The 21,880-nt window shown below is 55.3% G+C and carries 17 protein-coding genes; 7 read left to right on the forward strand and 10 right to left on the reverse strand.

The features are described 5' to 3' along the window. The first annotated feature begins 90 nt into the window (after positions 1–90). From ldtD to J2X14_RS01030, 3 genes are all read left to right on the forward strand, one after another. The gene (ldtD, locus tag J2X14_RS01020) at positions 91–1,884 is read left to right on the forward strand and encodes a L,D-transpeptidase (protein ID WP_352409366.1); all 1,794 of its coding nucleotides are present in this window, start codon (positions 91–93) and stop codon (positions 1,882–1,884) included. A gap of 186 nt (positions 1,885–2,070) precedes the next feature. Then, complete coding sequence (gene mepK, locus J2X14_RS01025; RefSeq protein WP_352409367.1) at positions 2,071–2,625, forward strand: peptidoglycan L,D-endopeptidase MepK; 555 nt, start codon at positions 2,071–2,073, stop codon at positions 2,623–2,625. A gap of 40 nt (positions 2,626–2,665) precedes the next feature. Continuing rightward, positions 2,666–3,295, forward strand: a complete 630-nt coding sequence (locus J2X14_RS01030) for an MBL fold metallo-hydrolase (protein WP_352409368.1) — start codon at positions 2,666–2,668, stop codon at positions 3,293–3,295. 55 nt (positions 3,296–3,350) lie between these two features. On the opposite strand, the gene J2X14_RS01035 is transcribed toward J2X14_RS01030, so the two are convergent. From J2X14_RS01035 to pncB, 4 genes are all read right to left on the reverse strand, one after another. Continuing rightward, positions 3,351–4,541, reverse strand: a complete 1,191-nt coding sequence (locus tag J2X14_RS01035) for an amino acid aminotransferase (protein ID WP_352409369.1) — start codon at positions 4,539–4,541, stop codon at positions 3,351–3,353. A 187-nt stretch (positions 4,542–4,728) separates the two neighbouring features. After that, positions 4,729–5,916 carry a porin gene (locus J2X14_RS01040; protein WP_352409370.1) on the reverse strand — a complete coding sequence of 396 codons (1,188 nt, stop codon included), beginning with the start codon at positions 5,914–5,916 and terminating at the stop codon, positions 4,729–4,731. Positions 5,917–6,215: 299 nt separating this feature from the next. Next, positions 6,216–7,616 (reverse strand): asparagine--tRNA ligase, encoded by a 1,401-nt coding sequence (asnS, locus tag J2X14_RS01045; RefSeq protein ID WP_352409371.1) that lies wholly within the window; start codon positions 7,614–7,616, stop codon positions 6,216–6,218. Positions 7,617–7,810: 194 nt separating this feature from the next. Further along, positions 7,811–9,016: a nicotinate phosphoribosyltransferase gene (pncB, locus tag J2X14_RS01050; protein ID WP_352409372.1), complete on the reverse strand. Its 1,206-nt coding sequence runs from the start codon at positions 9,014–9,016 to the stop codon at positions 7,811–7,813. A gap of 252 nt (positions 9,017–9,268) precedes the next feature. On the opposite strand from pncB, the gene pepN reads away from it, so the two are divergent. Then, positions 9,269–11,884: an aminopeptidase N gene (pepN, locus tag J2X14_RS01055; RefSeq protein ID WP_352409373.1), complete on the forward strand. Its 2,616-nt coding sequence runs from the start codon at positions 9,269–9,271 to the stop codon at positions 11,882–11,884. A 357-nt stretch (positions 11,885–12,241) separates the two neighbouring features. On the opposite strand, the gene ssuB is transcribed toward pepN, so the two are convergent. Genes ssuB through ssuE form a run of 5 tightly spaced genes read right to left on the reverse strand, consistent with a single transcriptional unit; the run spans position 12,242 to position 16,506 of the window. Continuing rightward, positions 12,242–13,027, reverse strand: coding sequence for an aliphatic sulfonates ABC transporter ATP-binding protein (gene ssuB, locus J2X14_RS01060; RefSeq protein ID WP_352409374.1), 786 nt, complete (start codon positions 13,025–13,027; stop codon positions 12,242–12,244). Further along, entirely contained in the window at positions 13,024–13,812 is a 789-nt protein-coding gene (ssuC, locus tag J2X14_RS01065; protein WP_502889926.1) for an aliphatic sulfonate ABC transporter permease SsuC, read from the reverse strand. The genes ssuB and ssuC overlap by 4 nt, the downstream gene beginning before the upstream one ends. Before the next feature lie 11 nt (positions 13,813–13,823). Next, a complete protein-coding gene (gene ssuD, locus J2X14_RS01070; RefSeq protein WP_352409375.1) occupies positions 13,824–14,969 on the reverse strand; it encodes an FMNH2-dependent alkanesulfonate monooxygenase in 1,146 nt (381 codons plus the stop codon). Positions 14,970–14,984: 15 nt separating this feature from the next. After that, the gene (locus tag J2X14_RS01075; RefSeq protein WP_352409376.1) at positions 14,985–15,944 is read right to left on the reverse strand and encodes a sulfonate ABC transporter substrate-binding protein; all 960 of its coding nucleotides are present in this window, start codon (positions 15,942–15,944) and stop codon (positions 14,985–14,987) included. A gap of 10 nt (positions 15,945–15,954) precedes the next feature. Continuing rightward, positions 15,955–16,506: an NADPH-dependent FMN reductase gene (gene ssuE / locus J2X14_RS01080; RefSeq protein ID WP_352409377.1), complete on the reverse strand. Its 552-nt coding sequence runs from the start codon at positions 16,504–16,506 to the stop codon at positions 15,955–15,957. A 244-nt stretch (positions 16,507–16,750) separates the two neighbouring features. Between ssuE and pyrD the strand changes: the two genes are divergently transcribed. Then, positions 16,751–17,761 (forward strand): quinone-dependent dihydroorotate dehydrogenase, encoded by a 1,011-nt coding sequence (pyrD, locus tag J2X14_RS01085; protein WP_352409378.1) that lies wholly within the window; start codon positions 16,751–16,753, stop codon positions 17,759–17,761. Positions 17,762–17,954: 193 nt separating this feature from the next. Beyond that, entirely contained in the window at positions 17,955–18,500 is a 546-nt protein-coding gene (locus J2X14_RS01090; protein WP_352409379.1) for a cell division protein ZapC, read from the forward strand. Between the two features lie 13 nt (positions 18,501–18,513). On the opposite strand, the gene J2X14_RS01095 is transcribed toward J2X14_RS01090, so the two are convergent. Continuing rightward, complete coding sequence (locus J2X14_RS01095) at positions 18,514–19,623, reverse strand: YcbX family protein (RefSeq protein WP_352409380.1); 1,110 nt, start codon at positions 19,621–19,623, stop codon at positions 18,514–18,516. A gap of 140 nt (positions 19,624–19,763) precedes the next feature. On the opposite strand from J2X14_RS01095, the gene rlmKL reads away from it, so the two are divergent. Continuing rightward, entirely contained in the window at positions 19,764–21,875 is a 2,112-nt protein-coding gene (gene rlmKL / locus J2X14_RS01100; protein ID WP_352409381.1) for a bifunctional 23S rRNA (guanine(2069)-N(7))-methyltransferase RlmK/23S rRNA (guanine(2445)-N(2))-methyltransferase RlmL, read from the forward strand. The last annotated feature ends 5 nt before the right edge of the window (positions 21,876–21,880 follow it).

The raw sequence follows: 21,880 nt of genomic DNA on the forward strand, positions 1-21,880 counted from the left end.
AAATGCCGTTGTTCGTTTATATACGTATTATAATAAATTAACAAACCTGATGGTTTATTCTCCGTGAGCCACAGCAGGCAGGGGGCAAGGATGTTGCTGGCACCATATAAAGCACTAAAACACACTACGCTGGCTTGCGTTGTTGCAATCAGCCTGGGGGCAGCCACCGCCGGGGCGGCGATCATTACCGCCGTGCCGGTAGAAAGGGCCGGCGAAACCATGAGTGCGGCCGCAGGACAACAGCAAATGTTGGCCGCATTGCCACAGGGCGTGAAGCCTTTCTACACCGGCACGCTGGCATCCCTCTACGCCGCCCGTCACATGCAGCCTGTCTGGCAGGATAAAGACGCGGTGCGGCAATTCCAGCAGCAGCTGGCGGAAGTGGCGATTTCCGGCGTTCAGCCGCAGTTTACCCAATGGGTAGAACAGCTAACGGATCCCGGCATTACCGGTATGGCGCGCGATATCGTGTTATCTGACGCGATGCTGGGCTACCTGCAGTTTGTCGCCAGTGTACCAAAGCAGGGTGAAAGCTGGCTCTATAGTCGGGTGCCTTACAAAATGGCGCTGCCGCCGCTGGCGGTGACCAACCAATGGCTGACGGCGGTGGACGCCGGACAGCTGGGCAATTTTGTTCATTCGTTAGTGCCGCAGCATCCCCAGTATGCCCGCATGCATAAGGCGTTGAAGCAGCTGCTGGCGGATAATCAGCCATGGCCGCAGCTGCAGGATAAACAGACGCTGCGTCCTGGACAGATCAGCGATGATGTTCCGGCGCTAAAAGAGATTTTGCAGCGTACCGGGATGTTGTCGGCCGCCAATGATGCTCCCGCGCCTGATGACGATGCGCCTGCGGCGGATAATCGTCAGACGGCTGCCGTCAGCCCTTCCGCGACCAATGTGACGGATATGTCTGCCGCTGTCCCGGAGAATCCGGGCAACGTGGCGGCTTCATCGCCCGTAGCGACCAATGACAATGTTTACGATCCTGCGCTGGTTGAAGCGGTAAAACGTTTTCAGCGTTGGCAAGGTCTGGAGGCGGATGGGGCGATTGGCCCACGTACGCGCCAATGGCTAAACGTATCGCCGCAGCTGCGTGCTTCGCTGCTGGCGCTTAACATCCAGCGTTTACGGCTGCTACCGGATGATATGCGCAATGGCATCATGGTCAATATCGCTAACTATTCGCTGGTCTATTACGCGGACGGCAATAAAATTTTATCCTCACGCGTGATTGTGGGCCGCCCGGATCGTAAAACGCCGCTGATGCGCAGCGCGTTAAATAATGTGGTGCTTAATCCGCCGTGGAATGTTCCTACCACGCTGGTGCGGCAGGATATTATTCCCAAAGTTAAACGCGATCCCGCTTATCTGTATCAACATGGCTATACCTTGCTTTCCGGCTGGAGCAATGATGCGGAAGTTATCGATCCCACCATGATTGACTGGAGTATGGTTTCGGCGGCGACCTTCCCCTATCGCATACGTCAGGCACCGGGCGCGCATAATTCGCTGGGGCGTTTTAAATTTAATATGCCCAGCTCTGATGCGATCTATTTACATGACACGCCAAACCATAATCTTTTCCAGAAGGATATTCGTGCGTTGAGTTCAGGTTGCGTCCGGGTAAATAAAGCCTCGGAGCTGGCTAATTTATTGTTGCAGGACGCGGGGTGGAATAACGCACGTATTTCCAGCAGCCTGGAGCAGGGCGATACGCGCTATGTGCCTGTTCGCCATCGGGTTCCGGTTAATTTGTTTTATCTTACCGCCTGGGTAGCCGATGACGGCATGACACAGTTCCGCACAGATATTTACAATTACGATACTACCGCGCAGTCAGGCACGCGTATTCTGGCTCAGGCGGGCCAGCTGCTGCTTTAATAGTTGATTCATGAACGCTTTTCCCGGCTCTCCTTTATGGCAGCGAGCCGGGTTAATCGCTCTATTAACGTTTATCTTCACATTCCTGCCGTTTACCACCTTGACGTTACCCAGAGTGACGGTTAAGGTGCGGGCTTGTGTACTTTTTGCACGGTTCGCTTTCTTTTTTTCAGGTAAACGCAATTTATGGCTAATTTTGATTTACAACGTCGTAAGCTGCTGGTTTTTGGTGGTGCGGCAGCAGGGCTTGCGCTGCTTCCCGGCTCAGCTCTTGCCTCAGTCTCGACCTCTCGTCCCCGCGTCCTTACGCTTAATAATCTGCATACCGGTGAAACGCTTAAGACCGAGTTTTTTAACGGGAAAAATTACGATCAAGATGAGCTGGTGCGGCTAAATCATTTTTTCCGCGATTATCGGGCTAATAAAATTAAGAATATCGACCCCACGCTGTTTGATCAGCTTTATCGATTACAAACGATGCTCGAAAATAATAAACCGATTCAGCTTATTTCGGGCTATCGCTCGTTAGCCACCAACAATATGCTGCGCGGCAAAAGTAAAAGCAGCGGCGTGGCGAAACATAGCTATCATACGCTTGGCCAGGCAATGGATTTCCATATTGATGGGATTTCTCTGAGCAATATACGCAAAGCGGCGCTAAAAATGCGCGCAGGTGGTGTAGGATATTACCCACGTAGTAACTTTGTGCATATTGATACCGGGCCAGTGCGCCACTGGTAATGCAGAGAATACCCGCCAGCGGCGCGGGTCACGGAGCTTTATGAATTATCACCTTATTCCCGTAACGGCCTTCGCGCAGAACTGCTCGTTGATTTGGTGTAGTGAAACGCATCAGGCGGCGCTGGTGGATCCTGGCGGCGATGCAGAGCTGATTAAGCAGCAGGTAGACGCGCAGAAGGTTACGGTGAGCGCGATACTGCTTACCCATGGTCACCTTGATCATGTCGGTGCTGCCGCTGAGCTGGCCGCTTATTATGGCGTATCGATTATCGGGCCGCAAAAGCAGGACGCCTTCTGGCTGGAAGCGCTTCCTACCCAAAGCCAGATGTTTGGTCTGGCGGAATGCGCGCCGTTAACGCCCGATCGCTGGCTGGAAGAGGGGGAAACGGTAACGGTAGGCAAGGCGACGCTGGAAGTTTTGCACTGTCCGGGCCATACGCCGGGTCATATTGTTTTCTTCCATCGTGAAGGGCGGTTATTAATTTCTGGCGACGTTATTTTTAATGGCGGCGTCGGGCGCACCGATTTCCCACAGGGCAGCCATCAGGCGCTGATCGATGCGATTAAAAATAAGCTGCTGCCGCTTGGCGATGATATTACTTTTATTCCAGGTCATGGGCCGATCTCCACCCTGGGCCGGGAACGTATCAGTAATCCGTTTTTAATCTAGCCGCGTAATAAAAAATGGGCCTGCAGGCCCATTTTTTTGGCAACGTGGCAACGCGTTATAAAACAGCCACGATCGCTTCGCACAGCGCAGCCATATTATCTGGCGTCATGCCCGCAACGTTAACACGTCCTGAGTTCACCGCATAAACGCCAAACTCTTCACGCAGGCGAATCACCTGATCTTTATTCAGGCCGCTAAACGAGAACATCCCGTTCTGGCGAATAATAAAGCTGAAATCACGGTTGGCGCCTTTTTCCTGCAGCGTATTAACAAACAGCTGACGCATACGGTGAATACGCTGACGCATATCCGTTAATTCCTGCTGCCAAATCGCCCGCAGCGCATCATTACCAAGAATAGTGGCAACCACCGCCGCGCCATGTGCAGGCGGATTAGAGTAGTTGGCACGGATAGTATATTTAACCTGGCTAAAGGCGGTATCGGCAACGTTGGCCTCGGCGGCAACCAACGTAAAGGCACCTACGCGCTCATTATACAGGCCGAAGTTTTTAGAGTATGAACTGGCGACAATCAGCTCTTCATGGCTGGCAGCAAAAATCCGCAGCCCTTCCGCATCCTCTTCCAGACCACGGGCAAAGCCCTGGTAGGCAAAATCAAACAGCGGCAGCCAGCCGCTCGCCTTTGACAGCTCCGCCAGCTGTGACCACTGTTCTGCAGTAGGGTCGATACCGGTTGGGTTATGGCAGCAACCATGGAACAGCACTACATCGCCCGCTTTGGCGCCGCGCAGGCTGGCCAGCATCGCATCAAAATCGAGCTGATGGCTTTCCGCGTCATAATAATCATATTCGCAAACTTCAAGGCCAGCGGAGTTGAAGACGTTTTTATGGTTCGGCCAGCTTGGATTGCTGATCCAGACGCGTTTTGCGCTGGTTTGCGTCGCGAGGAAATCAGCCGCCACGCGCAGCGCGCCGGTCCCGCCTGGCGTCTGTGCGGTGCGGGCGCGTTTTGCGCTAACAATCGCGCTATCCTGACCAAACAGCAGCGTTTGGGTGCAGCGGGCAAAGTCAGCCAGACCATCAATGCTGAGATAGTTTTTTGTGGTTTCGTTTTCCAGCAGATATTGCTCGGCTTTTTTTACGCTGGTTAATACCGGCGTTTGCCCGGTTTCATCTTTATAGACGCCGATGCCAAGGTTGATTTTATTCGGGCGGTCATCGGCACGGAAAAGATCGGCTAAGCCAAGAATAGGGTCGGCGGGTGCAGCAGTGATATTTTCAAACATGTGAGAGGTCCGTAAGCTTCAAGAAAAGCGAAATGAAGCCTCAGGTTAACGCCAGAAAGTTGAAATGCCAACCGTTTGCGAGAAAAAGAATAGTGAATAAGAAGGCTGAATGCAGGCAAATAAAAACGGGGCCAAAAGCCCCGTTTTTTTAACCTCAGCAGAACAGATTGCTCTGCGGCAGGCTGACTTAGAACTGGTAAACCAGACCTACAGCAACGGTGTCGCCAGAGTTCACGCCCAGTGCGTTGTCGTCATCAATCTGGTTGATGATGTAGTCAACGTAGGTAGACATGTTTTTGTTGAAGTAGTAGGTGGCGCCCACTTCAAAGTATTTAACCAGGTCAACGTCGCCAATGCCTTCAACATCTTTCGCTTTAGACTGAACGTAGGCGATAGACGGACGCAGACCGAAATCGAACTGATACTGTGCGACCAGTTCAATGTTCTGCGCTTTGTTTACGAAGCCTTCAGTAGATGCGTTCTCATAGGTTGCGCCGTTAGCGGCAACGAAGGTGCCTGCGCGAGAATAAGTAACCGCTGTGGCATTACGGGTTTCGCCATACATAGCTGCCAGGTAAATGTTGTTGGCATCATATTTAATCGCGGTCGCCCAGGACTCAGCACGTTTACCTGCGCCTTCGCCCGTCGTGTCGGTGCGGTCAGTGGCACCGGCAACGCCATCAGAATAAGTGGTGCGTGCGCCAGCCGCCTGAATATTGGTACGGTCGCTGCTGCTATAGCCAGCCGCGAAGCCTACGCCGATGGGTGTTTCGTAGCTGCTGGAAACGCCCCAGCCGTCGCCATTCGCACGACTGAGATCGTCAGTACGCTCGTTTTTACCCTGGTACTGAACAGCAAAATTCCAGCCGTCAACCAGACCAAAGAAGTTGGTGTTACGATAGGTCAGCAGGCCGGTGCTACGACCGTTCATGAAGTTATCGGAGTTAGCTGAATCACCGCCGAATTCCGGCAGCATATCGGTCCAGCCCAGCGCGTCATACACCACGCCATAGTTACGGCCATAGTCGAGTGAGCCGTAGTCACCGAATTTCAGACCGGCAAAGCCCAGACGGGTTTTGTTGCCTTTCTGAGCGTCTGAGCCGCCTTCAGAGTTGTTCGCCTGAACGTTATATTCCCATTGACCGAAACCGGTCAGCTGGTCATTAATTTGGGTTTCGCCTTTAAAGCCGAAACGAACGTAAGTTTTGTCGCCGTCGCTCTGGTAACCGTCATTATCAGAGAAATAATGCAGACCAACCGCTTTACCGTACAGATCCAGCTTGTTGCCATTTTTATTATAGATTTCCGCTGCGTTAGCTGCGCCGGCAGCTAACAGAGCAGGGATGACCACTGCCAGAATGTTGCGCTTCATCATTTTTTATTACCCTCATTGGAGTTATTTGGACACCTGCCACTGCCGTCAAGAATTGTTTACAAAGGCTTGATCAGAGTTTGGTGTCTTCCTGTGTCTGCAGGCATCTTTCCATTCGCCGCCAGGTAATTCTACCCCGAAAATGCTACGAAAGCCTAATAGTAGTTTCAGAAAGAAAATATGTATTACAAAATGTAAAAATAAGGGAACTTTGTGAGATATCTCAAAATTTACAAAAATAAAAAAAGGCTGACAGTGTCAGCCTTCGTATATATATGAATTTCTTATATTTAATGCCAAATTTAGAAAGTGGCGTTGCGCGGTGTGCGTGGGAAAGGAATAACGTCCCTTACATTTTGTACGCCGGTGACATAAGCAATTAAACGTTCAAAACCTAAACCAAAGCCAGAGTGGGGCACGGTGCCGTAACGACGCAGATCGCGATACCACCAATAATCTTCTTTATTCAGGCCCATTTCATTGAGACGCTGATCCAGCACGTCCAGACGCTCTTCACGCTGCGAACCGCCGATGATCTCGCCAATGCCCGGTGCCAACACATCCATCGCCGCCACGGTTTTGCCATCTTCATTAAGGCGCATATAAAAGGCTTTGATCTCTTTGGGATAGTTTTTCACCACCACCGGCGCCTGGAAATGTTTCTCCGCCAGGTAACGCTCATGCTCTGAAGAGAGATCGATACCCCATTCAACCGGGTTTTCAAACGTCTGGCCGCAGGCCTGCAGAATATCGATAGCATCGGTATAATCGACGCGGGCGAAATCCGCCGTGACGAATTTTTCCAGACGGCTAACGGCTTCTTTATCGACGCGCTCGGCGAAGAAAGCCATATCGTCGGCACGCTCGTTAAGTACGGCCTGGAAAACATATTTCAGCATCGCTTCCGCCAGATCGGCCGCATCATCCAGCGACGCAAACGCAATTTCCGGCTCCAGCATCCAGAACTCCGCCAAATGGCGGCTGGTGTTAGAGTTTTCGGCACGGAAAGTCGGGCCAAAGGTATAAATTTTTGACAGGGCACAGGCGTAGGTTTCGCCGTTCAGCTGGCCGGAAACGGTCAGGAAGGCTTCTTTACCAAAGAAATCTTCATTGAAATCCACTTTGCCCTGCGCATCACGCGGCAGATTTTCCAGATCCAGCGTAGAAACGCGGAACATCTCGCCAGCGCCTTCGGTATCGGATGCGGTAATCAGCGGGGTGGAAACCCAGAAATAGCCATTTTCATGGAAAAAGCGGTGCAGCGCCTGAGCCAGCGTATGACGCACGCGTGCAACGGCGCCGATAAGGTTAGTGCGCGGACGCAGGTGAGCCACTTCGCGCAGATACTCAATACTGTGGCGTTTTGCCGCCATCGGATAGGTATCGGGATCTTCTACCCAGCCCACTACTTCAATAGCCGTCGCCTGAATCTCAAAACTCTGTCCCTGGCCCGGAGATTCAACAACGTTGCCCGTGACGATAACGGAACAACCGGTCGTTAAACGCAGCACTTCGCTCTGGTAATTAGGCAGAGAATTATTGACGACAGCCTGAACGGGATTAAAGCAGGAGCCGTCATACACGGCAACAAAGGAAATACCGGCTTTTGAATCTCTTCGGGTACGTACCCAACCGCGCACGGTGACTTCTTCGCCAACCGCAACCTGGCCGAGCAGTACGTCCGCTACAGGCACTACGCTCATAAAGTTCTCTCTTTATTAGTTCGAAAATAAACAGGTTAACCCCGAGTTTGGGGCCAATCTATGTTACTTGCCGTCCGGCAGGACACAAGCAGAATTCACCGTCGGGGAACAGTTTTCTTTTTATTTCGCGAATTAATTAATAGAAGAGAGAGAAAGATCGCCAGCGCGCGGCAAAATCGCGCTGGCGGAAGCCGTTAGCTGGCTTTTTTAACTAAAGGGAGATCGAAGGCCTTACGCAACGCCCGCACAAAGGCTTTATCGTGACAGATGGTTTTGCCTGGGCTGTCAGAAAGCTTCGCCACCGGTTTGCCGTTGCACTCCACCAGCTTAATCACAATATTAAGCGGCTTGATGCCGGGAATATCGCAGGTCAGACGGGTACCGATACCGAACACGACATTGGTGCGCTGACCAAAGTGGCGATAGAGATCCACCGCTTTGCTGAAATCGAGATTATCGGAAAACACCAGCGTTTTGCTGTGCGGATCGATATCCAGCTTTTGATAATGCGCCAGCGCTTTTTCACCCCATTCCACCGGATCGCCCGAATCATGACGCAGCCCCTCGTAGCGGTTGGCGAAACCGGGGCCGAAATCACGCAGGAAAGCATCCATGGTAATGCAGTCGGTCAGGGCAATGCCAAGCTGGCCGTCATACTCATCCAGCCAGGCCTGCAGCGCCGCCCGCTGGCTATTGGCCAGCACCGGGCTGATTTGCTGATGCGCCTGAAACCACTCGTGCGCCTGGGTGCCGACCGGCGTAATACCCAACTGGCGGGCCACATCATAATTACTGGAGCCGATCAGCCAGGGGAAATCGCGCTGGAGCGTACTGACGATAGCCAGCTGCACATCGCGCGAAAAGCGGCGGCGGGTGCCGAAATCCATCAGGCGGAAGCGCGACATATCCAGATCCTGCGTCAGCTGTTTAAAGTCGCTGATTTTTTCCAGCAGGCGTTCCACGGCCATCTCCGGCGTCGCCTGCGGCGAACGGTGGCGATGAACCACTTCGCTGATCAAGGCCAGCAGGGGAACTTCCCACATAATCACTTCGCGCCACGGCCCGCTGATACGAATATCCAGCTTGCCTGCATGATTGCGCACGCTGACCTGATCGGGGTTATAGCGGAAGGCTTTCAGCCACGCCAGGTAATCAGGCTTAAAAAAGGGCAGGCCGGCAAGCCAGGCATGTTCCTGATCGCTCAGCGCCAGCTGGCTCATGAGCGCGATCTGGGCGCCGATCTCATCGGCATAGATACCTAACAGATCGTCGCCCCGGCAACGAAACTCTGCGGTAACGGTGACGTCGTGATAACGATGAAACACAGCCTGTTGCATATGCAACTTGTAGGCATCGGTATCAAGCATCGTGGTTAAAATCGGGGAAGCGTATCGTGTCATGGTGCGTTTCAGCATCCTCTCGCGCGGGGCGTTTCCGTAGGTGTAAACAGGCCGCAAAGATAAAAAGTATAACCTGCCAGCAAATTAATAGAAGCCAATCACAGCATAAAACCGGTCAGCAGGTCGAGAGGAAACGTGCGATTGTAAACAGGATGTAGCATTAACTGCGAAAAGCGCGGTTTCAACATGGCAAGCAAGGCGCAACCGGAATAGACTTAGCGGGTTAAACCATTGTTGATACGAGAAGAGTTTATGACGCAAAAGCCGCAAATAAAGTACCGCCATGACTACCGGGCGCCAGATTACACCATCACCGATATCGATTTAACCTTTAATCTGGACGCCAGCATGACGCGCGTCACCGCGATCAGCAGGGTTAAACGCCTGGGCGATAATCAGGCTGAGCTGCGTCTGGACGGTGGCGATCTGACGCTGGTTTCGCTCGCGGTCGATGACCAGCCGTGGGACGCTTATCGTCTGGAAGAGGGCGCGCTGGTGCTGACCGGCCTGCCGGACAATTTTACGCTGCAAATTGTTAATGATATTCACCCCGATAAAAACAGCGCGCTGGAAGGGCTTTATCAATCCGGCGAAGGGCTGTGCACCCAGTGCGAAGCGGAAGGTTTCCGCCATATTACCTGGTACCTGGACCGTCCTGACGTGCTGGCCCGTTTCACCACCACGCTGATTGCCGATCGGGCGCGTTATCCGTTCCTGCTTTCCAACGGTAACCGTATCGATGCCGGACAGATGGATGATGGCCGCCACTGGATTAAGTGGCAGGATCCGTTCCCGAAACCCAGCTATCTGTTTGCGCTGGTGGCCGGCGATTTTGACCTGTTGCGCGACAGCTTTACCACGCGCTCCGGCCGTGATGTCGCGCTGGAGATCTATGTCGATCGCGGCAATCTCGATCGTGCTGACTGGGCGATGACCTCGCTGAAAAACAGCATGAAATGGGACGAGGAGCGCTTTGGTCTCGAATATGACCTCGACATCTTTATGATCGTCGCGGTGGATTTCTTTAATATGGGCGCGATGGAGAACAAAGGGCTTAATATCTTTAACTCCAAATATGTGCTGGCGAAGGCGGAAACCGCAACCGACAAAGATTACCTCGGGATTGAAGCGGTGATCGGCCATGAATATTTTCATAACTGGACGGGCAATCGCGTCACCTGCCGCGACTGGTTCCAGCTCAGCCTGAAAGAGGGGCTGACGGTGTTCCGCGATCAGGAGTTCAGTTCCGACCTCGGCTCACGCGCGGTAAACCGTATCGATAACGTACGCATTATGCGCGGCGCGCAGTTTGCCGAAGACGCCAGTCCGATGGCGCACCCGATTCGTCCCGATCAGGTGATCGAGATGAACAACTTCTATACGCTGACCGTGTATGAGAAGGGCTCGGAAGTGATTCGCATGATGCATACGCTGCTGGGCGAAGAGAATTTCCAGAAAGGCATGCAGCTCTATTTCGAGCGTCATGACGGCAGCGCCGCCACCTGTGACGATTTTGTGCAGGCGATGGAAGAGGCTTCTCATATCGATCTGACCCAGTTCCGCCGCTGGTATAGCCAGTCCGGCACGCCGGTGCTGACTATCCGCGACGATTATAACCCTGAGCTGGAGCAGTACACGCTGCACGTTACGCAGATGACGCCGCCCACTGCTGAACAGCAGGAAAAGCTGCCGCTGCATATTCCGCTGGATATTGAGCTTTACGATGACAAAGGCGAGCCGATTCCGCTTCAGCACAACGGCGCACCGGTTCATCACGTACTCAACGTGACGGAAGAGTTCCAGACCTTTATTTTCGATAACGTGCCGCACCAGCCGGTGCCTTCGCTGCTGCGTGAGTTTTCTGCGCCGGTGAAGCTGGATTACAGCTGGAGCGATGCGCAGTTAACCTTCCTGATGCGTCATGCGCGCAACGATTTTTCACGCTGGGACGCCGCGCAGAGCCTGCTGGCAACGCATATCAAACTCAATGTGGCGCGCTTCCAACAGGGGCAGCCGTTATCTCTGCCGCTGCACGTGGCCGATGCTTTCCGCGCGGTGCTGCTGGATGAGCACAGCGATCCGGCATTAATGGCGCTGATTCTCACGTTACCCAGTGAAAATGAGATTGCCGCGCTGTTTGATACCATTGATCCGGAAGCCAACGCCGCCGTCCGCGATGCGCTGATGCGTACCCTGGCGGTTGAGCTGGCCGATGAGTGGCTGGCGATCTATAACGCTTATCAGACGCCGGAATATCGTGTTGAACATGATGATATCGGTAAGCGCGCGCTGAAAAATGTCTGCCTGAGCTATCTGGCGTTGGGTGACACAACGCTGGCAAACCGTCTGGTCGAAGCGCAGTATCAGCAGGCGAATAATATGACCGATGCGTTGGCGGCGCTGACGGCGGCGGTGATGGCGCAGCTTGACTGTCGTGATGAGATGCTGAGCGCATGGGATGAGCGCTGGCATAAAGATGGTCTGGTGATGGATAAGTGGTTTACGCTACAGGCCACCAGCCCGTCGCTGGATGTGCTGACGCGCGTGCGTTCGCTGCTGAATCATCGCTCTTTCAGCATGGGCAACCCGAACCGCGTCCGTTCCCTGATTGGCGCGTTCGCCTCAGCGAATCCGGCGGCGTTCCATGCGAAAGATGGCAGCGGTTATCGCTTCCTGGTGGAGATGCTGACCGATCTCAACAGCCGTAACCCGCAGGTCGCGGCGCGCATGATTGAGCCGTTGATTCGTCTGAAACGTTACGACGACGAGCGCCAGCGCATGATGCGTGAAGCGCTGGAGCAGCTGCGCGATCTGGACAACCTGTCTGGCGATCTCTACGAGAAAATCAGCAAAGCGTTAAGCGCGTAATCTCTTAGCTCGCACGAAACGCAAGGTGCGGAGAAATTCGGGCACGGAATGCAAAGCGCGGAGAAATCCGGGCACGCAACGTAAAGCGCGGAGAAGTTCGGGCACAGAACGCAAGGCGCGGGGAGGCCAGGCAGAAGAGTAAAGCGTCCCGCGCCATGGATGGCGCGGGTCGAGCTGTCAGGGATGACGTTTTTTGCGTCTTTACGATCTGCCTGGCCTCCCTGCGCAGGCACCTTTGCCCTCCGTGCAGGCGCTTTGCCTCCGTGCAGGCGTTTTTGACTTTCTACCTACGCATCCTGCGTTTTAAAATGTGCAATCCTTAAGGGCAGCGTTTGCTGCCCTTTTTAACATTTAACTTTAACGCCGGGCATAGCGCGGCAGATCGTCCGTTGGCCGATCGCGCTGCATCACTCGTTCCAGCACTTCGGCCTCCAGCTCCGCCAGCCGCGCAGAGCCGAGACGGCGCGGACGCGGTAAATCAATGGCTAAATCCAGCCCGATTCTTCCCTCCTCAATCAGCAACACCCGATCGGCTAACGCCACCGCCTCACTGACATCATGCGTCACCAGCAGCACGGTAAAATTTTGTTGACGCCAGAGACTTTCAATCAGCTCCTGCATCTCGATACGCGTCAGGGCATCAAGCGCTCCCAGCGGCTCATCCAGCAACAGCAGACCGGGGCGATGAATCAGCGCGCGCGCCAGCGCTACTCGCTGCCGCTGACCACCCGACAGGGCGGCGGGCCAATCGCGGGCGCGATCGGCAAGGTTCACCGCTTCCAGCGCCTGCAATGCCGCCGGACGCCAGTCGCCGCGCAATCCCAGCCCCACATTATCAATAACCCGTTTCCAGGGAAGCAGACGCGCATCCTGAAACATCAGGCGTGTCTCGCGATGCGCAGCAGAAAGCGGCGCCTGCCCGGCCAGCAACGCGCCTGCGCTTGGCGTTTCCAGTCCGGCAAGCAGGCGCAACAAGGTACTTTTACCGCAGCCGCTGCGTCCCACCACCGCAACAAACTGACCGGCAGGAATATGCAAATCAATTCCCTGCAGAATGGCGCGATCGCCGAAGCGCTTGCTGATACCCTGTAATTCGATGGGCGTACCGATATTCAGCCGTGACGGCGTGGCAATAATATTCATACTGTGGCCTCCTTTGACTGCCAGGCTGGATGCCAGCGTAACCACGCGCGCTCCAGCAGAAGGGCGCTAATGTCGGCCAGCTTGCCCAACAGCGCATAAAGAATAATGGCGACCACCACCACATCCGTTTGTAAAAACTCGCGGGCGTTCATCGCCAGATAGCCGATGCCGGAATTAGCGGAAATGGTCTCCGCGACAATCAGCGTCAGCCACATCAATCCCAGCGCAAAACGGATGCCGACCATAATTGAGGGCAGGGCGCCGGGTAGCATCACTTCGCCAAACAGACGCCAGCCGGAAAGGCCGTAGCTGCGCGCCATCTCTACCAGCCCGCGATCGATATTACGGATACCGTGAAACGTATTGAGATAAACCGGAAACAGCGTACCAAGCGCTACCAGAAAAATTTTGGCGGCTTCATCAATACCGAACCACAAAATCACCAGCGGAATAAGCGCCAGATGGGGAATATTGCGCAACATCTGCACCGAGGTATCCAGCAGGCGCTCGCCCCAGTGGGAAGCGCCCGCGATCAGGCCCAGCGCCAGACCCAGGCTGCCGCCAATAACGAAACCGGTCAGCGCCCGCCAGCTGCTGATCGCCAGATGCTGCCACAGCTCACCGCTGGCGCTAAGCCGCCAGAACGTGAGCACCACGCTTTGCGGCGCGGGCAGAATCCGGGTAGAGAGCCACCCGGTTTGCGAAGCGATTTGCCAAATCGCCAGCAGCGCCACCGGCAGCAGCCAGGGCACCAGCGGATGGCGTGAATTCAGTTTCATGCTCATGCGCGCCTCCTTTAACTTTGCGACACTTTCTGCGGAGCGAAATCATTCGCTACCGCCTCGCCGTGCGCCTGCGCTTTGCGTGCCGCCGGAATCTCCGGCACCGCCAAATCGAGATGCGGGAACAGCAATTCGCCTACCCGATACGCTTCTTCCAGGTGGGGATAGCCGGAGAGAATAAAGGTTTCAATGCCGAGATCGGCATACTCCTGCATACGCGCCGCGACCGTTGGCCCGTCACCCACCAGCGCCGTACCGGCTCCGCCGCGCACCAGACCGACGCCTGCCCACAGATTAGGGCTGATCTCAAGCTTATCGCGACGTCCCTGATGCAGCGCGGCCATGCGCTGTTGGCCTACCGAATCGGTGCGCGCCAGCGCCGCCTGAGCTTTGGCAATCGTGGCGTCATCCAGATGCGAGATCAGCCGTTCAGCAGCCTGCCAGGCTTCGCTATTGGTTTCACGCACAATCACATGCAGGCGAATCCCGAAGCGCACCTTACGGCCCTGCGCCGCCGCTTTCGCCCGTACCTGCTCGATTTTCTCTTTTACCAGCGCGGGCGGTTCGCCCCAGGTAAGATAGACATCCACCTGTTCCGCTGCTAAATCCTGCGCCACCGGTGAAGAGCCGCCGAACCACAGCGGTGGGCGCGGCTGCTGAACCGGTTTAAACATCAGCCGGGCACCGCGTACCTGGAGATAATCGCCCTGATAATCCACCGTTTCCCCTTCCAGCACGCGTCGCCAGATGCGGGTGAACTCGGCGGATTCGGCGTAGCGTTCGGTGTGATCAAGGAAAACGCCGTCGCCTGCCAGCTCTTCCGGGTCACCGCCGGTCACCAGGTTGAACAGCGTGCGTCCGTTGGAAAGTCGATCCAGCGTTGCCGCCTGGCGCGCCGCCTGGGTCGGCGAAATCACGCCGGGACGCAGCGCCACCAGAAAGCGCAGCCGTTGCGTCACCGGAATCAACGACGCTGCCACCAACCAGGCATCCTCACAGGAACGCCCGGTTGGAATCAGCACGCCGCCAAAGCCCAGGCGATCCGCCGCCTGCGCAATCTGTTGCAGATAACCATGATCAACCGGACGCGCCCCTTCCGCGGTGCCAAGATAGTGGCCATCGCCATGAGTGGGTAAAAACCAGAACACAGATAACGCCATGATAATTCTCCTTATTCACTGAACGGTTGCGCCGCGCCAGATATGGCTGGTGACGTCGAGTTTTACGGGAAGCAGATGATTTTGATAAAACAGATCGGCGGTATGCTGTTGCGCCTGAACGGTGGATTCACTCACCGGTAAAATATGGGTTGGCGGGCGATGATCGAGATAGCGGCTGATAACGCTTTCCGGCAGGCCCATGCTCTGCGCCAGCAACGTAATGCTTTCGGCGCGCTGCGTTTGAGTCAGGGCATCCGCCTGGCTAAAAATATCCAGCACCGACTGAATAAAATCGCCGTGCGCCTCGGCATAGCTGCGCGTCGCCAGATAAAACGATCCGGTGAGATTGAGCGCGCTGCCGTCGATAAGCACCCGCACATTGCCCTGCTGCAGCGCGGCGGAATAGTAGGGATCCCAGATAGCCCAGGCATCAACGTTGCCCTGCTGAAAAGCGGCGCGGGCGTCGGCAGGCGTCAGCCATACCGGCTGAATATCCTTAAAGCTCAGTCCCGCCTGCTGCAGCGCGCGCAGCAGCAGGTTGTGTGAACTGGAGCCTTTTTGCAGGGCGATTTTATGCCCTTTCAGATCGGCCACCGTTTTTATCGGGCTGTTATCCGCCACCAGAATCACTTCAGCCAGCGGTTTCGGCGGCTCGCTGCCGACATAGAGCAGGTCAGCGCCTGCTGCCTGGGCAAACAGCGGCGGAATGTCGCCGGTACTGCCGAGATCGATGCTGCCGATGTTCAGCGCTTCCAGCATTTGCGGACCGGCAGGAAATTCAATCCAGCGAATTTGGGTATCGGGATAACGCGTTTCCAGCAGCTGGTGGGATTTAGCCAGCACCATGCTGACCGATCCTTTTTGATAGCCGATGCGGATAGCTTCCGGCGCTGGCGCGGCGGCCTGAAGCGCTGAACTGAGGCTAAGCAGCGTCACCAACAGCGCGCCAACGAACGTGCGGGAAAAATAGCTCATGCGCGCCCCCTTACACCACGTCAGCCAGGCGCGCTTCGCGCCGTTGCAGCGCAAACCAGAAAGTGGTCAGCGCCTCGTTCAGGCGGCTGGCCAGCAGCTCGCTCAGTTCCGGTTGGCGATCGTAATGGGTGATCTGGCTGTCATCGGCAAAAATGCCGTGCAGCACCTCCTGCGCCTTCAGCGCATTAAGCACCGGCTTTAAGGCATAATCTACCGCCAGCATATGCGCCAGCGTGCCGCCGGTCGCCAGCGGCAGTACCACCTTATGTTCCAGCGCGCGTTCCGGCAGCAGATCCAACAGGGTTTTCAGCGCGCCGGAAAAAGAGGCTTTATAGACCGGCGTGGCGACAATCACGCCATCCGCTGCGGCCAGATCTTCTTTCATCGCCAGCAGCGCCGGGGAATCAAAGCGCGCATACAACAGATCTTCCGGGCGGAAATTGTGTAAATTCCAGGGCGTCACCTCAACGCCGCGCTGTTCAAGCGCCTGCTGGCATAGGGTCAGTAACGCCGTGGACCGTGAAGGAAAACGCGGGCTTCCCGCCAGAGTAATAACGCGCATAGCAACTCCTTATAACAATTAGTTATCGATTAAACGTTATTGAGAACTTATAGGCGCATCGTGACAGAGCCTGCGGCGGGCTTTAAATAATTTATCCGGCAATCAAAAGCTGTTTTTGCGCTAAGGCAGAGCAGGGAGGAGGGAAAACGCGTTAACTAAGGCGCCAGTTTAACAATTCTGGCTTTTTATGGCGGTTATGCCGGATAATACCGCCCCGTTTGCCACCGGGAATTCAGGAGAGTCCATGTTTTACCCCCTCGCACGTAAAGCCTTGTTCCGTCTCGACGCAGAACACGCTCATGAACTGACGCTGCAGCAGCTCCGTCGCATTGGCGGCACGCCGCTGGAAGGCTTGATTCGCCAGCGTTTACCTGCGCGTCCTGTTAAATGTATGGGTCTCACCTTTAAAAATGCGCTTGGCCTGGCGGCCGGGTTGGATAAAAACGGCGAGTGCATTGATGCGTTTGGCGCGATGGGCTTCGGCTTTGTGGAAGTGGGCACGGTCACGCCCCGTGCGCAGGCGGGCAATGATAAGCCGCGGCTGTTCCGCCTGATTGAAGCCGAAGGGATTATTAACCGCATGGGATTTAATAATCTGGGCGTGGACAGACTGGTTGAAAACGTAAAACGCGCCAGCTTTAATGGCGTTCTCGGCATCAATATCGGCAAAAATAAAGACACGCCGGTAGAGCAGGGGAAAGAAGATTATTTGACCTGTATGGAAAAGGTCTACCCACACGCCGGTTATATTGCCGTTAATATTTCGTCGCCAAATACGCCGGGTTTACGCACCCTGCAATATGGTGAAGCGCTGGATGATTTGCTGGTGGCAATAAAAGCACAGCAGAAGATTCTGGAAAAACGTCATCTGAAATATGTGCCGGTGGCGGTGAAAATTGCGCCAGATCTTTCTGAGGAAGAATTGGTGCAGATTGCCGATAGCCTGGTTCGTCATCAAATTGATGGCGTTATTGCCACCAATACCACGCTCGATCGTTCGCTGGTCAGCGGATTAAAATATAGTGAAGAAGCGGGTGGGTTAAGTGGACGTCCGGTACAGTTGCGCAGCACCGAAGTAATTCGTCGCTTGGCGCAGGAGCTGCAAGACAGGCTGCCGATTATTGGCGTCGGCGGCATCGACTCGCTGACGGCGGCGCGTGAGAAAATAGCCGCTGGTGCAACGCTGGTGCAAATTTATTCCGGCTTTATTTATAAAGGCCCCGATTTGGTAAAAGAGATTGTGACTCATCTCTGACCTTTTTGAAGAATCTGGCCGGGGGCTTTTAATCTGTTTCCGGCTGGTTTATATTTTGTCTATTCCTTGTTCGTTTCAGGAAATATTATTCGCGGCAGGTTAATTCTTTTTATGCACCGTCCGGGGTCGGCTGAATGGACGTCGGGCAATAATTAGCCTGCTTTTGCAACCATTAACTGTAGTAAGGCAAACCATGAAGATAAAACCTGACGACAAATGGCGTTGGTTTTTCGATGCAGAGCAGGATCGTATGATGCTCAACTTAGCGGATGGTATGCTGTTTCGCTCCCGTTTTTCCCGCAAAATGTTGACGCCGGACGCCTTCAACGAGGCGATCTTTAATGTTGATGATGCGGCGCAGATGTTGTCCTGGCAGGAGAGCTGCCGTGAAACGCCGCTCAGCGAAGAGCAGTGCGATGAGCTGCTGCTGAATGCGCTGGTGGCATGGCGTTTTATGAAGCCGCTGATGCCGAAAAGCTGGCATTTTCGCGTTTGTCAGCATCAGTGCTGGCGGCCCGGCGTTAGCGATCTGGTCACGGTGACGCTGGAAGAGAACGGCGAAGCGGCGAGAATGCTGGTGATTGAAGCCAGCGAAAACGCCGCGCTTTGCGTGCTGGCTCAGCCTGAATTGCAGGTTGCCGGTAAAACCATGCTGCTGGGCGATGCGATTAAAATTATGCATGACCGCCTGCAGCCGTGGCAGGCGGAACAGGCGCAGCGTTACGCCTGGGCCGGTTAACCGACCCGACGCCTTACGCCAGTTCGATATCGCCATCCGGGATACAGCTACAGCTTAAAACGGTGCCATCGTTACGCACCGCATCCTGTTTTAATGCTTTGACCTTGCCGGACACCAGCTGCATTTTACAACTGCCGCACAGTCCGGCGCGGCAGGAATAGGCGATGCGGTGTCCCTGCATCTCTAACTGCTCCAGCAACAGCTGCTGATTATTGCCGCTAAAGGTGCTGCCGCGGTAATTAATCATCACGCGCTTTTCCGCTTCCTGTTTTACCGCCAGCGTTTCAGCTATCTGACCTGCGCCATACTGACGTGCCGCCTGCGTTGCCACGACGTCCAGCGTATCGCCAACGCGTATCACGCCGCTGTTGCAGGCCAGCAAATTCAGGCCAAAATCGACATCGCCGCTGCCGTCCTGCGCGCTGCGGAACTGTTGCAGCGTCTTAAGCGGTTCGCCGTCCGGGTGTTTTTGGCCGCGCTCGGGGCTGATGGTGGTAAAGATGCAGCGGCTGCAGGGCTTAGCGACCTCGAATTCCACTTCGCCGATCCGTAACCGCTGCCAGCTATCCTCTTCCCAGGCGCGCGCGCCGGTAACCACCAGATTAGGGCGAAACTGTTCCAGGCGGATGCTGGCCGGGCAACGCTGCTGTAAATCGTACAGCGAGGCTTCATTCATCAGCAAAAAAGGATAGCCGTCGGCAAAGCCAAGCGGCACCTGCGGCCGACGCTTCACCCGCCGCGTCATCTCCGGGCCGGTCCAGCGTAGCTGCACCGGAATCGGGAAAAATTCGCTCAGCCACGCATTGATCGGCTGTGGCGCAATGCGCGCGGTAAAGTGATTGCCCCAGACTTCCGTTTCGGCCTCCTGCGGCTGGAAATCGCTAAAGCGCACGGCGGCGCGGCTGTTATCCGGCGCCTGTAACCAAATCCCGTCCGGCATCAGCGCCGGAATAAACTGCACCAGCTGCGGATACTGGCGGGCAGTAATAAACGTGCCGTCAGGCGTCGTTAACATAAACAGGCGGTCAAACGCCAGCCCGCTCTCCTGAACCTGGGCATGCGAAAGCTGTAGCCCACGCATTGATTTAACCGGATGAATAAACAGACGTGACAGGACGATCATAAGGCTCTCCATACTGCGTTATCAGGGGGCCTGACGACCATGACAACAGGAATCTGGGGCTGAAAGGAAGCTAACTTTATGACATGCGGCGGTGATTAGCTATAATGCGCAACAATTTTCCCAATACTGTAAGTGACGATATGAATTCTCTGTTTGCCAGTACGGCGCGTGGGCTCGAAGAGCTATTAAAGAGTGAACTGGAAACGCTGGGCGCGCAGGCGCTACAGGTTGTCCAGGGCGGCGTACATTTTCAGGGAGACGATCGTTTAATGTACCGTAGCCTGCTGTGGAGTCGGCTGGCGTCGCGTATTCTGCTGCCGCTCAGCGAATGTTCGGTATACAGCGATCTGGATCTCTACCTCGGCGCGCAGGCGATTGACTGGACTAACCTGATTGATGGCACCTTTGCCGTGCATTTCAGCGGCACCAATGAGGCGATCCGTAACAGCCAGTTTGGCGCACTGAAAGTAAAAGATGCGATTGTCGATAGCTTCACGCGTAAAAATCTTCCGCGTCCCGATATCGATCGCGAGCAGCCGGACGTACGTATTAATGTCTGGCTGAATAAAGATACCGCCAGCATTGCGCTCGATCTCAGCGGAGAAGGGATGCACCAGCGCGGCTACCGCCAGCAAACCGGCCTCGCGCCGATGAAAGAGAACCTGGCGGCGGCAACGGTGCTGCGCTCCGGCTGGCAGCCAGGCACGCCGCTGCTCGATCCGATGTGCGGTTCCGGTACGCTTTTGATCGAAGCGGCGCTGATCGCCAGCGATCGCGCGCCGGGGCTGAATCGCCGTCACTGGGGCTTTCACGGCTGGAAAGCGCATCAGCCTGAGCTGTGGCGTGAGCTGATTGACGAAGCGCAAACCCGCGCCCGTCAGGGAATAGCGCAAACCACCGCGCGCTTCTTTGGCTATGATAATGATGAGCGCGTGCTGGAACGCGCGCGCGGCAACGCCCGGCGCGCAGGCGTTGCCGATCTCTTCACCTTTGCCGTGCAGGATGTGGCGCAGCTGAGCAATCCGCTGCCGCAGGGGCCGACCGGCACCGTGATCAGCAACCCGCCGTACGGTGAACGTCTGGAAAGCGAACCGGCGCTGATTGCGCTGCACAGCCTGCTGGGACGCGTAATGAAAAGCCAGTTCGGCGGCTGGAATCTCTCCCTGTTCAGCGCCTCGCCCGATTTGCTGAGCTGTTTACAGCTGCGTGCCGATCGCCAGTTCAAAGCGAAAAATGGCCCGCTGGACTGCGTACAGAAAAACTATCAGCTGGCGGTGCTGAGCGGTGAAGGCGTTCCCGCCCAGATGGCAGAAGATTACGCCAACCGCCTGCGCAAAAACATGAAGAAGCTGGATAAATGGGCGCGTCAGGAAGGCATCGAATGCTATCGCCTGTATGACGCCGATCTGCCGGAATATAACGTGGCCGTGGATCGCTACGCCGACTGGGTGGTTATCCAGGAGTATGCGCCGCCGAAAACCATTGATGCTATGAAGGCGCGTCAGCGTCTGTTCGACGTTATCAGCGCCACGCTGACGGTGCTGGCGCTACCGGCGAACCGTCTGGTGCTGAAAACGCGTGAGAAGCAGAAAGGCAAAAGCCAGTATCAAAAGATGGATGAAAAAGGCGAATACTTTGAGGTGCGCGAATTTAACGCCCGCTTCTGGGTGAACCTTACCGACTATCTTGATACCGGCCTGTTTATCGATCACCGCCTTGCGCGCCGTATGCTGGGGCAGATGAGCAAAGGCAAAGATTTCCTGAATCTGTTTGCCTATACCGGCAGCGCCAGCGTTCACGCCGGGCTGGGCGGCGCACGTTCCACCACTACCGTGGATATGTCGCGCACCTATCTGGAGTGGGCGGAGCGCAATATGCGCCTGAACGGCCTGAGCGGTCGTCAGCACCGGCTGATGCAGGCGGATTGCCTGAGCTGGCTGCGTGAAAGCAACGAACAGTTCGATCTGATTTTTATCGATCCGCCGACGTTCTCTAACTCAAAACGCATGGAAGAGAGCTTTGATGTGCAGCGCGACCACTTGCAGCTGATGCGCGATCTCAAGCGCCTGCTGCGCGCGGGCGGCACCATTATGTTTTCCAATAACAAGCGCGGTTTCAAAATGGATCATCCGGGGCTGGCTGCGCTCGGCCTGCAAGCTCAGGAGATCACCGCAAAAACGCAGTCGCAGGATTTTGCCCGCAACCGTCATATTCACAACTGCTGGCTGATTACCCACGCCGGTAAGGAATAAGCTGT

The sequence above is a fragment of the Mixta sp. BE291 genome (genome assembly GCF_031457955.1).
Taxonomy (GTDB): domain Bacteria; phylum Pseudomonadota; class Gammaproteobacteria; order Enterobacterales; family Enterobacteriaceae; genus Mixta.